The 15,677-nt window shown below is 61.2% G+C and carries 13 protein-coding genes; 2 read left to right on the top strand and 11 right to left on the bottom strand.

The window, feature by feature from the left end; genetic code table 11:
- The first annotated feature begins 98 nt into the window (after positions 1-98).
- Entirely contained in the window at positions 99-1,616 is a 1,518-nt protein-coding gene (locus KSS97_RS03735; protein ID WP_030140178.1) for an AhpA/YtjB family protein, read from the top strand.
- Between the two features lie 235 nt (positions 1,617-1,851).
- Here the strand turns inward: KSS97_RS03735 and KSS97_RS03730 are convergent, their stop codons facing one another.
- The 10 genes from KSS97_RS03730 to KSS97_RS03685 all read right to left on the bottom strand — a co-directional run bounded on the left by KSS97_RS03730 (position 1,852) and on the right by KSS97_RS03685 (position 13,314).
- Entirely contained in the window at positions 1,852-2,556 is a 705-nt protein-coding gene (locus tag KSS97_RS03730; protein WP_030140179.1) for a PqiC family protein, read from the bottom strand.
- Between the two features lie 178 nt (positions 2,557-2,734).
- Entirely contained in the window at positions 2,735-4,999 is a 2,265-nt protein-coding gene (gene parC, locus KSS97_RS03725; RefSeq protein ID WP_198797224.1) for a DNA topoisomerase IV subunit A, read from the bottom strand.
- Between the two features lie 100 nt (positions 5,000-5,099).
- Entirely contained in the window at positions 5,100-6,086 is a 987-nt protein-coding gene (locus KSS97_RS03720) for an esterase-like activity of phytase family protein (protein ID WP_217861114.1), read from the bottom strand.
- Positions 6,086-7,990 carry a DNA topoisomerase IV subunit B gene (gene parE / locus KSS97_RS03715; RefSeq protein ID WP_030140182.1) on the bottom strand — a complete coding sequence of 635 codons (1,905 nt, stop codon included), beginning with the start codon at positions 7,988-7,990 and terminating at the stop codon, positions 6,086-6,088. The genes KSS97_RS03720 and parE overlap by 1 nt, the downstream gene beginning before the upstream one ends.
- A 42-nt stretch (positions 7,991-8,032) precedes the next feature.
- Positions 8,033-8,641: a YqiA/YcfP family alpha/beta fold hydrolase gene (locus KSS97_RS03710; RefSeq protein WP_217861113.1), complete on the bottom strand. Its 609-nt coding sequence runs from the start codon at positions 8,639-8,641 to the stop codon at positions 8,033-8,035.
- Between the two features lie 240 nt (positions 8,642-8,881).
- Complete coding sequence (locus tag KSS97_RS03705) at positions 8,882-9,241, bottom strand: DUF6124 family protein (protein WP_217861112.1); 360 nt, start codon at positions 9,239-9,241, stop codon at positions 8,882-8,884.
- 629 nt (positions 9,242-9,870) lie between these two features.
- Entirely contained in the window at positions 9,871-11,046 is a 1,176-nt protein-coding gene (locus KSS97_RS03700) for an integrase core domain-containing protein (RefSeq protein ID WP_030138557.1), read from the bottom strand.
- A 280-nt stretch (positions 11,047-11,326) separates the two neighbouring features.
- Positions 11,327-12,142: a 3',5'-cyclic-AMP phosphodiesterase gene (gene cpdA, locus KSS97_RS03695; protein WP_217861111.1), complete on the bottom strand. Its 816-nt coding sequence runs from the start codon at positions 12,140-12,142 to the stop codon at positions 11,327-11,329.
- A gap of 111 nt (positions 12,143-12,253) precedes the next feature.
- Positions 12,254-12,706 carry a DUF1249 domain-containing protein gene (locus KSS97_RS03690; protein WP_024618006.1) on the bottom strand — a complete coding sequence of 151 codons (453 nt, stop codon included), beginning with the start codon at positions 12,704-12,706 and terminating at the stop codon, positions 12,254-12,256.
- A complete protein-coding gene (locus KSS97_RS03685) occupies positions 12,697-13,314 on the bottom strand; it encodes an NUDIX domain-containing protein (protein WP_030140185.1) in 618 nt (205 codons plus the stop codon). The genes KSS97_RS03690 and KSS97_RS03685 overlap by 10 nt, the downstream gene beginning before the upstream one ends.
- Before the next feature lie 214 nt (positions 13,315-13,528).
- On the opposite strand from KSS97_RS03685, the gene KSS97_RS03680 reads away from it, so the two are divergent.
- Entirely contained in the window at positions 13,529-14,272 is a 744-nt protein-coding gene (locus tag KSS97_RS03680; RefSeq protein ID WP_217861110.1) for a DUF3298 domain-containing protein, read from the top strand.
- On the opposite strand, the gene cytX is transcribed toward KSS97_RS03680, so the two are convergent.
- A complete protein-coding gene (gene cytX, locus KSS97_RS03675) occupies positions 14,241-15,533 on the bottom strand; it encodes a putative hydroxymethylpyrimidine transporter CytX (protein ID WP_217861109.1) in 1,293 nt (430 codons plus the stop codon). The genes KSS97_RS03680 and cytX overlap by 32 nt on opposite strands.
- Positions 15,534-15,677 lie beyond the last annotated feature (144 nt).

Raw genomic sequence — 15,677 nt, 5'->3', positions numbered from 1 at the left:
ACCCACATTCAGTGACCATCGGGCACCGCCAGTGCTTTGCCGGTCATGGGCCTGTCGCTATACTGCGCGTCAATTTCACGGACAAAGAGCCGAGCTCAGTGAACCGGCCCACGCCAGTCAAAACCGACAATTTCTTCCTGCTGATCTTCCGTGCATTGCGCCATCGTCGCGTGCCGATTGCATTGCGCATCGCCAGCCATAACGTGATCCTGGTCGCCCTGGCCCTGGTCATCTATGCCTGCGTGATGGGCCTGCAATTCAAGCAGGCCATGCACGAGCAGGCGGATGCCCTGGGCGAAAGCCTGACCACCCAGACCGCCACGTCCGCCACCGAGCTGCTGGTGTCCAACGACATCCTCAGCCTCAACGTGCTGCTCAACAACCTGACCAAGAACAAACTGGTCGCCCACGCTGCCATCTACAGCGTGGACAACCGCATCCTCGCCGAAGCCGGCCAGCGCCCCAAACCTGGCCTGCTGGGCGAGACCGGCGGCATGTACCAGAGCAAGATCACTTTCCAGGACGTGACTGCCGGGCAACTGCGCATCAGCCTGGACATGGACCAGTTCCAGCAACCGATGACCATCAGCCTGCAGAGCATGGGCATCCTCAGCGCAATCTTGCTGGCGCTGGCGCTGGCCTTGAGCCTGCGCCTGGGACGGCACATCTCCACGCCGCTACTGCAACTGCGCGTCTGGCTGCGGGACATCGACGAACACACGCCGGCCACCCAGCGCCAGGACGAAATCGGCGACCTGGCCCGGCAGCTTCACGCCAGCTTCGCACCGGAACCGGAGCCTGTGCCGGAACCTGAAGACATCGATTACGTCGACGAAGACGATGCCGAGCCAGGCTTCGAGGTCCGCAACTTGCGTGACCCGGGCTTCGACGAAAGCGCGCCGATGCCTGCCTCCCGCCCTGCGCCGCGCCATGTGGTGCGTGCTGTCGAAGATGAGGAAGACGACGACGCCTTTGCCGACTTGCGAGACGACTCGGTGGCCGGCGCCCCTCAACCGGCGGTCCGCCCTGTCGCCTCGAACCTGCCCCAGCACAGCGCCGTGCTGGCCGTGCAACTGGGCGCCCAGGATCAACTGCGCCGCCTGCCCCAGGCGCGCCTGAAGGAGCTGCTCGAACGCTATCGCGATTGCCTCGATCAGGCCGCATCGCTTTATCAAGGCGAACTGCACACCTTGAATGATGGCAGCACGCTGATGCTGTTCCACACCGAGGACAGCGGCGACGACTACCTGACCAATGCCATTTGCTGCGGTGAACTGCTGCGGGCGCTGGGTCACCAGTTGCAAATCGAAGTCGCCGACAGTGGCATTACCCTGCAATTGCAACTGGGCCTGACCTTGGGCGATGGGCTGTACGGCTTGAGCCAGATCGACCTGCTGCTGACCGAAACCGCCCAGGACGCATTGGCGCTCTCCCAGCACAGCCGCAATCTGCTGCTGGTGGAGCGCAAGATCAATGATGACGCGCTGATCCGCCAACGCGCGCGCATCCGCCCCATCGCCAGCCCCGAAGGCGCTTGCTGCGTGGAACGGTTGATGGAGCCTTATCCGTCGATGCTGGAGCGGCAGCTGGCGCGGATGCACGAGCGTCAGGCCTGAGGCCCGGGCCCTGAAATAATCAAGCCCGCAGATGAGTGATCATCTGCGGGCTTTTTATTGCCTTCACTGGCCTTATCGCGAGCAAGCTCGCTCCCACAGGGATCTTCATGCGACTGTAGATCCCCTGTGGGAGCGAGCTTGCTCGCGATAGGGCCAGGACAGGCACTAAATCCTTGGAGCCAGAAACAACAAAGCCCGCATCAACGCGGGCTTTGTTTTATATCCGTTCCAGTCATCAGAACCGGAACACTTCCATGTCGGTACGAATCGGCAGGGCCATCGGGATCTTGTCCTTTTCCTTTTCCACCGGCTTGGCCGGGGCCGGAGCTGCCTTGCGCGGCACTTCCGCGATAGGTGGCTGGTTGGCCAAAGGCTTGAGGGACACGGACAATTGCTCGGCCAGGCGCTGCAAGAGCACGCCTTGTGCCTGGACCTGTGCAGCGGTCGTACCTGCATGTTGTTCTTGCAGGTGAACGATGCGGTTCTCGCGAACCGTGCCGCGACGGTCGATCAGGCGCCATTGGGCATCGAGCACCGCGGGTTGGGATTTCCCTGAATCCAGCCGGGTGATCGACAACAGCACTTGCACATCCGGGGTGAACCCCTGGTTGGCCGGGGCCAGCACCACGCGCTGGCTGTCCAGGTGTCCGGCCACCTGGCGCAACAGCAATTGATCGATATCGGAAGACAGGCTACCAGCCCAACGACCATCAGTGGCGGCTTGCAGGCTGCCGTCGGGTTGGCGTTGCAACAGGGTTTCACGCTGCAGGTAGTCAGCGATCAGAACCGGGCCAAGCAATACGGCCATGCCTGTGCTTTGCGCAGGCTGGGCCGGGGTACCGCTGTCCAGCTGGTACAGCGACACCGGCTGGTTCATGCTGCAGCCCGCCAGGCCAAGCAGGCCGGCGAGCCACAAAATAGGAAGGCGCAGAGCAGTCATCGTCTCGTCCAGGTGGCGGCCACAAGGCTTACCACAGTGAAAAATACTCGGTCATTATGAAGAACGCTCGGCCACGCCGGCGCTTGAAAGGGCCTATCATCCGTGAATATGCGTCCCGACTCCAGCGCCAAAACTCCGATCTGCGGCATTTAATCGCAGACCGAGCCCTCTAGCACGCTCAATTGAGGTTTTCGACGAGCAGCGCATCCACCCGCTGAAACCCCCTTGGAAGCTTGTTGCCCCGCCGACCGCGTTCACCTTTGTAATGCTCAAGATCGTCCGCTTTCAGTGAAAGCGTACGCTTTCCAGCCTGCAGCACAAGCGTGGCACCCTCCGGTATCACTGCAATATCCGTGACATATTCCTCGCGACTCGCCACCCGTTCGCCGGAAATCCCGATGATCTTGTTGCCTTTCCCTTTGCCGAGCTGTGGCAGGTCACTGATCTTGAACACCAGCAACCGCCCTTCTGTCGTCACCGACGCCAGCCAATTGTTCTCGCGATCGATGACCGGACGCGGGGCGATGACCTTGGCGTTGTTCGGCAGACTCAACAGCGCCTTGCCCGCCTTGTTCTTGGCTTGCAGGTCCTCACCCTTGACGACGAACCCGTAACCGGCGTCCGACGCAATTACGTACAGCCCGTCATCATCAGGCATCAGCACGCACTCAAAAGTTGCACCCGGCGGTGGCGTCAGACGACCGGTGAGCGGTTCGCCCTGGCCACGGGCCGATGGCAAGGTGTGGGCCGGCACCGAATAACTGCGCCCGGTGGAGTCGATGAACACCGCGAACTGGTTCGAGCGCCCAGGCGCCAAGGCCTTGAAACCATCCCCGGCCTTATAGGAAAGCCCGGCGGCGTCAATATCGTGACCTTTGGCGGAGCGTACCCAGCCTTTTTCCGAGAGCACGACGGTGACTTTCTCGTTCGGCAGCAGGTCGTGTTCGCTCAACGCCTTGGCTTCGGCGCGCTCGACAATCGGCGAGCGACGGTCGTCGCCGTAGGTTTCGGCATCCTTCAGCAGCTCGGTGCGCACCAGTTTCTTGAGCTTGGCTTCGCTGCCCAACAAGGCTTGCAGCTTGGCCTGCTCCTTGAGCAACTCGTCCTGCTCGGCGCGCAGCTTCATCTCTTCCAGGCGTGCCAACTGGCGCAGGCGGGTATCGAGGATGTAGTCGGCCTGGATTTCGCTCAGGGCAAAACGCTCGATCAGCTTGGCCTTGGGGTGCTCCTCGGTGCGGATGATGTGAATCACTTCATCCAGGTTGAGGTAGGCGATCAACAAGCCGTCCAACAGGTGCAGGCGGCGCTCGACCTTGTCCAGACGGAATTGCAGGCGTCGGCGTACGGTCTTGACCCGGAATTCCAGCCACTCCACCAACAACGCCCGCAGGTTTTTCAGTTGTGGCTTGCCGTCCAGGCCGATGATGTTGATGTTCACCCGATAGCTCGACTCCAGGTCGGTGCTGGCGAACAGGTGCTGCATCAGCGCGTCGTGGTCGACCCGGCTGTTGACCGGGATGATCACGATGCGGCAGGGGTTCTCGTGGTCGGACTCGTCGCGCAAGTCGGCCACTTGTGGCGCTTTCGACGGTTTTGCCTGCATCATCGCCGCAATCTGCTCCAGGACCTTGGCCCCGGACACCTGATGCGGCAGCGCCGTGACAATGATGTCGCCGTCTTCGATGTGGTATACGGCGCGCATGCGCACCGAGCCACGGCCGGTTTCGTAGATTTTCAGCAGATCGGCGCGCGGGGTGATGATCTCGGCTTCGGTCGGATAGTCCGGGCCCTGGATATGCTCGCAGAGCTGTTCAACCGTGGCTTTCGGCTCGTCCAGCAAACGCACGCACGCCGTCGCTACTTCCCGCAGGTTGTGCGGCGGCACGTCGGTGGCCATGCCCACGGCGATACCGGTGGTGCCATTGAGAAGGATGTTCGGCAAACGTGCCGGCAAGACCAAGGGCTCGTCGAGGGTGCCGTCGAAGTTCGGCCCCCAGTCCGCGGTACCCTGGCCCAGTTCGCTGAGCAGCACCTCGGAATAGCGCGACAACCGCGCCTCGGTGTAGCGCATGGCCGCGAAAGACTTGGGATCGTCCGGCGCACCCCAGTTACCCTGCCCGTCCACCAACGTGTAGCGGTAGCTGAACGGCTGGGCCATCAGCACCATGGCTTCGTAGCAGGCCGAGTCGCCGTGGGGATGGAACTTGCCGAGCACGTCACCGACGGTACGCGCCGATTTCTTGTGCTTGGAGTCCGCGTCCAGCCCCAGCTCGCTCATGGCGTAGACGATCCGCCGCTGAACCGGTTTCAGGCCGTCGCCGATGTGCGGCAACGCGCGGTCCATGATCACGTACATGGAATAATTGAGGTAGGCATTTTCGGTGAAGTCAGCCAGCGATCGGCGCTCTACGCCGTCCAAGCTGTCTGCAAGAATATCGCTCATGCGGGCCTCATCAAGTTCGTTGTCTGGCGCAACGGCGTGGTGCCATCGCGCTGGGTAGATTCAAATTCTTCCGGGGCATTCGTCCCCAGCGGTAGCCCACTCATGGCGACGTGCCCCAGCCACCGTCCGGCGCGGCGAAGCGCCAGATGATGGGCCGCCGCTCGCCATCGGCACGGGCACCGTCGTTGTTGTCCAGGCCAATCCAGGCGCCTTGGGCGTCCACCACCAGCGCTTCGGCCAGGCCATAGGCTTGCGAGTAACGACGATTATCCTGCAGCGCCTCGGCAGCGAACGACCAGCAGCGCTCGACCTGGGCAGTCTGCGGGTCGCGCCGGCAGATCTGATAGGCATTTCGCTCCAGGGTGAACAGCTTGCCGTCGAACAATGACAGGTCGGCAAAATCCCGCGATACGGCCTTGGCCTTGGGAAACTGCGGCGGCTGCATCTCCTGCCCCGCTTCGCTGAGCAGTACGCAATTGCCGTCGCAGTCCCATACCGTTTGCTGGCGCTTGATCAACAGCAAGCCACGACGCTCACGCTCGGCCGCCAGCCAGAGCTGGTCGCCGGCCGGGTTGACCGCAAGCCCTTCGAACAAGGCGTTGAAGTGCAACAACATGCCGCTGCCACGCGCCTGGCGGATCATCGTCGGAGCGATTTTCAACCACGATGCAGCGCCTGTCGTCGGTATTTGCAGCACGGCGGCATTGGACTCGCTGACCACATAGCGATTACCGGCGCTGTCGCAACTGATGCCTTCGAAATCCAGCTCGCCCCCGCGCAGGAACGACGCCGCCCAGGTGCGCGACCTCAGGCCCCACGGCAAATCGTTATCCGGCACGGTCGGCACCTGGATGTCGACTGTTTCAGCCTGCCAGACCGCTACATCGTTGGGTTTGAGGCGATAGATCCGGTCGTCGTCGCGGTCGGACACCGTCCACATCTCGTTGCCGCACAACGCCAAGCCGGAGAGGTTGCCGCCACGCATGCCATCGACGGCATGCTCGGCCAACAGCTTCAATTCCGGCGCGGGCCCTGCGACTGCTACCCCCGCCCACAGCAACAACGCCAGGGCGAAACCCTTGCGCATCAGGCCAGGACCTCGGCCAAGTCACCCTTGGATTCAAGCCAGGACTTGCGGTCGCCCGCGCGTTTCTTCGCCAGCAGCATGTCCATCATTTCCGTCGTCGCGGCGAAATCATCCAGGGTCAGCTGCACCAGGCGACGGGTGTTCGGGTCCATGGTGGTTTCGCGCAACTGCGGCGGGTTCATCTCGCCCAGGCCTTTGAATCGGGTGACCTGCGGTTTGCCGCGCTTCTTCTCGGCCACCAGGCGATCGAGAATGCCGTCGCGCTCGGCTTCGTCCAGGGCGTAGTAGATTTCCTTGCCCAGGTCGATGCGGTACAGCGGCGGCATCGCCACGTAGACGTGGCCGGCGTCCACCAGCGGACGGAAATGCTGGACGAACAGCGCGCAGAGCAAGGTGGCGATGTGCAGGCCGTCGGAGTCGGCGTCGGCGAGGATGCAGATCTTGCCGTAGCGCAACTGGGTCATGTCCTCGGCGCCCGGATCGACGCCGATGGCCACCGCGATGTTATGCACTTCCTGGCTGGCCAGCACTTCGCTGCCGTCCACTTCCCAGGTGTTGAGGATCTTGCCCCGCAGCGGCAGGATGGCCTGGAACTCCTTGTCCCGCGCCTGCTTGGCCGAACCACCGGCGGAGTCACCTTCCACCAGGAACAACTCGGAACGCATCGGGTCCTGCCCGGCGCAATCGGCGAGCTTGCCCGGCAATGCCGGCCCTTGGGTGATGCGCTTGCGCTCGACTTTCTTGCTGGCCTTGAGACGACGGCCGGCGTTGTTGATTGCCAGCTCCGCCAGGGCCAGGCCGGTTTCCGGGTTGGCATTGAGCCAGAGGCTGAAGGCGTCCTTGACCACGCCGGAGACGAACGCCGCCGCCTCGCGAGACGACAGGCGCTCCTTGGTCTGGCCGGAGAATTGCGGTTCCTGCATCTTCATCGACAGGACGAAGGCAATGCGCTCCCAGACGTCTTCCGGCGCCAGCTTCACGCCACGGGGCAGCAGGTTGCGGAACTCACAGAACTCGCGCATGGCGTCGAGCAGGCCTTGGCGCAAGCCGTTGACGTGCGTACCGCCCTGGGCCGTGGGGATCAGGTTGACGTAGCTTTCCTGGACGCTTTCGCCGCCTTCGGGCAGCCACAACAGCGCCCAGTCCACCGCTTCCTTGTTACCGGCCAGGCTGCCACAGAACGGCTCGTCGGGCAGGCGTTCGAAACCGCTGACCGCGTCCACCAGATAGGAGCGCAGGCCGTCTTCGTAATGCCATTCGACTTTCTCGCCGGTGGCCTTGTCTTCGAAACTGACCAGCAGCCCCGGGCACAACACAGCCTTGGCCTTGAGCACGTGCTTGAGGCGGCTGACAGAAAACTTCGGTGAATCGAAATACTTCGGGTCCGGGGCGAAATACACGCTGGTCCCGGTGTTGCGCTTGCCGACGGTACCGACCACTTCCAGCTCGGTGGCCTTGTAGCCATCGGCGAAGGTCATCTGGTACTCATTGCCGTCACGCTTGACCCGTACTCGCACCTGGGTCGACAAGGCGTTGACCACGGAAATACCCACCCCGTGCAGACCGCCGGAGAACTGGTAGTTCTTGTTGGAAAACTTGCCGCCGGCGTGGAGCTTGGTGAGGATCAGCTCGACGCCCGACACGCCCTCCTCGGGGTGAATGTCCACCGGCATGCCGCGACCGTCATCGCTGACTTCCAGCGAATGATCGGCGTGCAGGATGACCTGCACCGACTTCGCATGCCCGGCCAAGGCTTCGTCGACACTGTTGTCGATGACTTCCTGGGCGAGGTGGTTCGGCCGACTGGTGTCGGTGTACATACCGGGGCGCTTGCGCACCGGGTCGAGGCCCGAGAGGACTTCGATGGCGTCTGCGTTATAAGAGCTAGCGCTGGGAGTGGCCATGGGGTCTCGTCGTCAGTGTTCAAATGAAAAAGGGGCGATGGCTCACAGCGACGTGAAGTCGATCGCCTGGTACAAATCGGCACCAATGCCGGCAAAACTCAACAGCGCCGGCAACTGCTGGGCAAACCCTTGGAAACTGTGGTCGCCGCCGGCCTGGATGCGCAAGGCACAGGCGCGGTAATACTGTTGGGCGTGGCGATAATCCAGCGTTTCGTCACCGGTTTGCAACCATACCTGAAACCGCTGCGGATCCCGGGGCGCCGGCACTTCCAGCTCGGCCAGGGCCGTCACGTGGTCGTGGGTCAATTCCCAGGTTTCGTCGGTGTATAAATTCTTCTGCGTGCCCAGGTAGCCGTCGAACATCCGATGCGGGCTGACGGCAGGATTGACCAACAAGGCCTTGAGCCCGTAACGCTCGGCCAAGTGAGTCGCATAGTAGCCGCCGAGCGAGCTGCCGACCAGCAGTGGCCGGCCCAGTTCTGTAATCGCCTGTTCCAGCTGACCGATGGCCTGGCGGGGGTGGTGGTGCAGGGCCGGCACCTGTAGCTGGTCGCTGAGGCCCAGGCGTGCCATCACGTCGACCAGTTGGCAGGCTTTGGTCGACGCAGGGGCGCTGTTGAAGCCATGGATATAAAGGATTGAACCCGACATTGCCGACTCCCTGGGTGTTGGGCAAAGGCCGGAGTTTACAGGGAGTTCGAGGTGGTTTGGGGTGTTTTGAATAACACTCCGCTTTGTGGCGAGGGAGCTTGCTCCCGCTGGGCTACGCAGTAGCCCCAAACCGGCAATGCCCCATCTGACTGACAGAACGCGGAGCCTGGTCTGGGGCCTGCTTCGCAGGCCAGCGGGAGCAAGCTCCCTCGCCACGGGGGCTTTGTCAGCCTTGAATCCTCACAGTCTCGGCTCGACGATGTCCAACGCCCGATTCGCCAGCAATTCACCCAATTCGATCATCTGCTGCACTCCCAAGGCGAAATGCCGGCGCGAGCCCTCCAGATCGAAGGCCAGGTCACCGAGCATGGCGTTGGCGGAGGCCAGGGTTTCGCTGAGGTTGGCCAGGAGGGTTTCGGTGTCTGCGCTCTTTGCGACAGTGAACAATTGACCTGAGGGCTTTTTCTTTTTGGCTTGAGGTTTGGGGTCGAGATAGCGATCGATGGCGCGCTTGGCGGCTTCATCGAGCATTGGAGGAATCTGGCTGGCTTCGGGAGAAATGGAATCTTTTTTTGTTGGCCCAGAGTTATCTTCAGACATGTTGGCGCTCCACTAGGATTGAAATAACGCCCTTCTACTTTCGGGTTTCCAGGCCCGGCCGCTGAATTTTCAGCGACGGGAAAAGGTTAGCGACAGCCCTTCCCACCCAGCAACCGCCAGAGCTCGTCGGAAAAATCTGCTGCAGCCCGGAGGGTTGTCCGACCATTCCCACAATCCAGGTCGGCTGTCAGGCAGTCATCGCGAGCAAGCTCGCTCCCACACAGGTTTTGGGTCGTTTATAAGATCAGTGTCCACCGCCGATCCCCTGTGGGAGCGAGCCTGCTCGCGAAAGCGGTGGGTCAGCTTGCATCAGTATTGAATGTGCCGTCGTCTTCGCGAGCAGGCTCGCTCCCACAGGGGAAACGCGGTCCCACCGAGAGCCAGGTCGGCCCTAAGGCCGCCTCGGCTTGGCTTTTGATCTTGAGGCCCCGTTAACCACGATGGCCGAACGCAGGCATTGTGGAGTAGGCATCCCGGCATGGATGCCGGGATAGCCGCGCTGGACCATGGATGGTCCTTCGCGGCGGGCCCACGGAGCAATGCCGGAGTGAGGGCATGCCGAGCCTTGGCGAGGCACCGAGTGGTGGGGCCATATACGGATCACCCACATGGGTTACAAAAAAGTGCACTCACATAGGTAACACCCGGAGTGTCACGTAGCCATCAATGGCATCTCTTACATCAATCCGTCCAAGGATGATTGGACCGAAGATAACATCCCAGATCCCGTCCTCTATTTGCTCCAGTCCAATGGTCTGGTGCTTGAGCACATAGCCGACGTAGATCCTTACACCACGACGATTGACGATGCCCGAGCAGTCCGCTTGGAGGCTATCGATATGGCTCGGGTAGGTCATCTCGGGAAGCTTCTCGGGATATTGGCGGGACGAAGGCTCATAGCAGGACGCGGGTGTCTTCTGATTAAGAGCCTCGTGCAAACGCTCATAGTTGTAATGTTGCCTGAAACGATCAAAGTGCCGTTGTTGAGCCTCCCACGCTACTGCAGGGGGTGACGGAAGAGTGCTTTTCAACGTTCGATGCATACGTTCATGTCGGCCATTTTGCTCCGGCCTGCCGGGGGCGATCCGCTCGGGAATGATCCCTAGACGCAACCACCAGATGGACAACTGGGAAAGGCCCGCACGCCCTTTGCTCGCAAACGGAACACCATTGTCGGTACGAATGCGCTCCGGCAGACCATGTTCACGAAACACCTGAGTAAACACCGCCTGGGTTTCCTGGAAATTGGTGCTAGCCATGCTGTGGCAAGCGAGCAAGAAACGACTGGCATGGTCCATGATCGTCAATGGATAGCACCAGACGCCCGCACCTGTCAGGAATTGGCCTTTGTAATCGGCGCTGAATAGCTGGTTGGGAGCCTCTGCTTTCTGCAGTGGTTTGGGATAAACCGCCACTCGTTGACGCAATCGGCGTGGTTTGACCAGCTCAGCTTTCTTTAGGATGTTGTAGATCGACGTCTTTGATGGCGGCGCCTGGTCAGGAAAACGCTCGAGCAAAGCCGCCTGAATTTTCTTGGGGCCAGGCTCTGTCTCACCCCGACCGCGTAACTCAATGATCGCCTCACGGACAGCCAGCGGCACTACCCATTCCTGGGTAAGCCGACGACGGCTATGTTCTTCCAGTCCGGCGGGCCCTTCCCTCTCATACCGCTCGACCCATTTATAGCCAGTCTTGCGGCTGATCTCGTAGGCTTGGCAAAGCGCACTGAAGCTGGGCGGGCCTTTGATGAAGTCCGCAATGAACAGCAGTTTCAGGTCCATAGGTTTCAGCTCTCGCCATGGCATGGTCAGATCCTCGAAAACCGACCCTGCCAGTTAAAAACTGTTACCTATGTGAGTGAACTGATTTGTAACCATGTGGGTGAGTCATACCGCCAAGCCTTTTTTGCTTACTTTTTTGGCGCCTGAAAAAAAAGTGAGCCGCCGTAAGGGCGGAACCCTAAGTAGCCGTTACCGCAGAAATGGATATGTACACCGTCAAGCCGCCTTCGCGAGCAAGCTCGCTCCCACAATTGGATCGGCGTACAGCAGTGAGAAATAGGCAAGGCGTCAGGCCGCGTCTTCCTCAGTACCCGTTGGAACCATAATCGGGAGTGAAAGCAAACCCAACCACCCGCTCAACCCCCGTCTCCAACCGCCCATCCGGCAAGAGCCGCAACCATCGATACCCCGGCGCCTGCGAGCCCACCGCAAAATCCTCACTCCCCGGCTCAAACTGAATACAGGTCGAAGGCGAAGCCAACAAACGAACCCCCTCGCGTACCTGGTCTATCTCCTGATGCACATGCCCCCACAAAACCGCCCTAACCTGGGGAAACCGATCCAGCACCGCAAACAGCGCCTCAGGATTACGCAACCCGATCGGCTCCATCCACGCACACCCAATCGAAACAGGATGATGATGCAGGCACACCAGATGATGCCGCTCCGGCGCCTCGCTCAAGGCATTGGCCAACAGAATCAACTGTTCCTCGGCCAAAAATCCCGGCACCGAACCTGGCACGGCGGAATCGAGCATCGTCACCCGCCAATTGCCTATGTCCACCACCGGATCGAGCAACGTGCTCTTGACCGCCGCCTCGAGCATCACCTGCGGCTCATCATGGTTACCGGGAATCCACCGCGCCGGCGCATCGATTCGCGCGGTCAGTTGTCGAAACGCTTCGTAGGATTCCAGCGTGCCGTCCTGGGACAAATCGCCCGTGGCGAGTATCAGGTCAATATTCGGTTGTTGCTGGAGCACCAGGTCAACGACCGCCCGCAAGCTGTCACGCGTATTCATGCCCAGCAACGAGGCATCGGCCTCGGCGAACAGATGGCTGTCGGACAGTTGGACCAACAGCGCCGCATCGGCCGTGGTCAAGCTGGATACGCTCGGCAAATCGCTCTCTCCCAGGCGCAGTCACGCCGTTGCATGAAGCGGCAATTATGCTGGGGAAGATCGAAAGGGGAAACCCGCGAACCGGAACCGGTTCACAACCAGCGTTCACGACTACCGAACGACTTCGAACTCGTGGCCCAGCGCCAGGCAATGACTCAGCCACTCGCCCAGGAACAGGTTCAACTGGGCTTTTTCATCCGGCTGGTGCATTGACGCATTGGGGTAAGGATAGATGCCACGAAAGCGTCGTGCATGTTCGGCGCTGACAACCTCGGCCATGCGCGCATCGTGATAGACCTGAACTTCCAGCTGCGGCACCGGCAGCCATGGCAGGCTGTGTTCCTGGCGGACCTGCAAAGTCGTGGTGTACGGGCAAGTCTGCAGCACTTCGAGGGCCAGCACGCCGAGCATCTGGTCACCGTGGGTCACGGCGATGCGACGCGGCAATGGGTCGTTGCGCATGTCCGGCAACAAGCGCATCAAGCGGGCGTAGTTGGCCTCGCAGGCAGCCTGCAACCCCACCAGATCGACGCGATAACGATCGCGCAGCTTGTTCAGGACCATAGCCCCCTCACTTCATCACGGTTCAAGGCCAGCCATTGCAAGGCAATGATGCTGGCCGCGTTGCAGATACGCCCGTCGCGCACTGCTTGCAGCGCGTCTTCGAAAGCCCAGACCTTCACGCGAATATCTTCAGCTTCTTCCAGCAGGCCATGCAGGCCGCCCGCCCCCGTGCTGTCGCAACGCCCCAGGAAAAGATGCACGAATTCGTCACTGCCGCCCGGCGATGGAAAATATTTGGTCATCGGCCAGAGCGCGGCGAAGACAAGCCCAGCTTCCTCCTGCGCTTCACGATGAGCAACTTCTTCCGGCTGCTCGTCCTTGTCGATCAGGCCGGCCACCAGTTCCACCAGCCAGGGATTAGCGCTTTTACCCATGGCACCGACGCGAAACTGCTCGATGAGCACCACTTCATCGCGCTGCGGGTCGTAGGGCAACACGCACACCGCGTCATGGCGGACGAACAGCTCACGGCTGATTTCACGGCTCATGCCACCGGCGAACAGTTCGTGGCGCAGGCGCACGCGATCAAGTTTGTAGAAGCCCTTGTAGCAGCTCTCGCGCTCGACGATTTCCACGGTGCTCGGTGTGGCGTTGGCGAAATCAGTCATGACAATCCTCGTGTGCAATGGATCAATACGAGGTTCCAACCTCGACTTCGCGCCATCCTAACGCGCCCGTACCGTTTGATGCAGCCCCTTTCCGGTGATCGGGATGGACGGCTGCCCTTAAAATTACTCTAATGAGCTTAGTGGCGAACTGATTGCCCTGCTGACAGTCGAAGCGGGTAACTTTTCGCCTTTCCCTGCTCCACGAAGGACGCCCATGTCGCTTTACAAAATTGCTTCCCTGGCCGCCATTGCCCTGACCCTGGGTGCGTGCCAAAGCCTGTTCCAACCCAATTATCGAGCGCCGCTGGAGACCACTCGCGATGCCTCGGAGCAATTGCAACCCGGCTGCGCCAGTGCCGACTGCCCACTGGTGAACATCGACACCCTGCACTTTCCCACCGAGCCCGTGCTGGACGGCATCGTCGAGAAACGCTTGCTACAACTGACCCGCACCCCGGGCGCTCCGGTGGCGCCGACGCTGGCGGCCTACCGCGAGCAGTTCCTGCGCAACGCCGCGCCGCGCAACAGCAGCTATTTGCAAGCCAAGGTACGCGAGCAGCATGACGGCTTGGTGATCATCGAGTTGTCCAGCTACCTGGACACCGGCGGTGCCCACGGCACGCCGGGTCGCGGCTTCATCAATTATTCGCGCCAGCAACACAAGGTGCTTGAGCTGTCGGACATGCTGCTGCCGGGCCAGGAAGAAGCGTTCTGGAAAGCCGCCCAGGTCGCCCACAACAGTTGGCTGATCAGCACGAAGCTGGATCAGGAACCGGACTTCCTGAAACAGTGGTCCTTCCAGAAAACCCCGCACATCGCGCTGACCTACGGCGGGGTGATCCTCAAGTACGAAGTGAGCACCATCGCGCCGTATGCCCTGGGCCACATCGAACTGAAGATCGCCTATCCACGCCTCAACGGCATCCTCAAGCCCGAGCTGTTTCCCGGCCGTAGCTGAAGGCCCGGCCCAGCAGCAGTTGCAGCAACCCTGCCAGGATCAGCGACGGCAGGGTTGCGCCGATGTCCGGGTAGAAATTGGCCAGCAGGTGATAAGTGCTTACCCCGCCCAACCAGGCCAACAGGGCCGGCCAGCGCAACGCGGCCGACTGCACTTGGCCGCTGCGTTTGCGCAGGATGAAGTGGTCCACCAGCACCACGCCGAACAACGGCGCGAACACCGAACCGATCAGCAACAGGAAGTTCTGGTATTGCGCCAACGGTGCAAAGCAGGCGATCAATGTGCAGATGACACCAATCGCCAAGGCCAGGTGCTCAACCTTAAATCCTGAAAGCATGCCGCTGGACACCGCTGCCGAGTGGATGTCGGCGAAGGCGTTTTCCGACTCGTCGAGCAGGATCAGCAGCAGCGGGATACCCAACCCGGCACCGGCCAGGGCCAGCAGCAACGCGTTGACTTCGCCACTCGGTGCGAACGCCAGGGTGTAGGCCACGCCCAGGCTCATCAGCCAGAAATTACCAATGAAGAAGCCCACGGCAGTGCCGCCGAAGACATTCTTGGCGCGCTTGCCGAAACGCGAGTAGTCGGCGATCAGCGGCAGCCAGGACAACGGCATCGCAATGGCGATATCAAAACCCACCGCCAGCGGCATCGAGCCATCGCCGGCCTGCGCCCACAGTGCGGCCAGGTCAGCCTTGGCGAACAGGTTCCAGGTCAACCAGATGCAAGCCGCCAGCAGCAACCAGATGCCCCATTTGCGCAGGACCTTGCGCACGAAGGTCAACGGCCCACTCACAGCGAGCAAGGTCGCCAATGCGCCGAAGAACAATGTCCACAGCAAAGGGTTCGTGCCCAAGCTGCCTTCACTGAAAGCCCGGGCGCCAAGCAGGCTGGCGGCGTCGCGCATGACGATGATTTCGAACGAACCCCAGCCAATCAACTGCAGCAGGTTCAACACCGCCGGCACGCTCGCGCCCTTGCTGCCGAGGCTGAGCTTGAGGGCAGCCATGGCCGACAGGCCGGTGTCGCTGCCGATCACCCCGACCGCCGCCAGCAGCAGGACGCCCACCAGCGTGCCAAGGAAAATCGCCAGCAACGAACCGCTCAGGCCCAGGCCCGGCGCGAGCAAGGCGCCGACTTGCAGGACCATCAGGCCGATGCCGAGGGAGAACCACAGGGAAAACAGATCGCGGGCGCCGAAGACGCGTTTGTCCAGGGGGACTGCGATGTCGGGGGAGTAGGTGCTGGGTTGGATGTTCAAGGGTGGTTATCTCAGAGGGATATTTATTGTTTTTTTGGCCGCTATCGCGAGCAAGCTCGCTCCCACAGAGGGCCTGCTGCGTGCACAAATCTTGTGAACAACAGAAACCCACTGTGGGAGCGAGCTTGCTCGCGATGAGGGCAG

It is taken from the genome of Pseudomonas alvandae, assembly GCF_019141525.1.
Taxonomy (GTDB): Bacteria; Pseudomonadota; Gammaproteobacteria; order Pseudomonadales; family Pseudomonadaceae; genus Aquipseudomonas; species Aquipseudomonas alvandae.
Note: the sequence above shows the minus strand (reverse complement) of the source record. Positions and strands in the feature narration are given on the sequence as shown.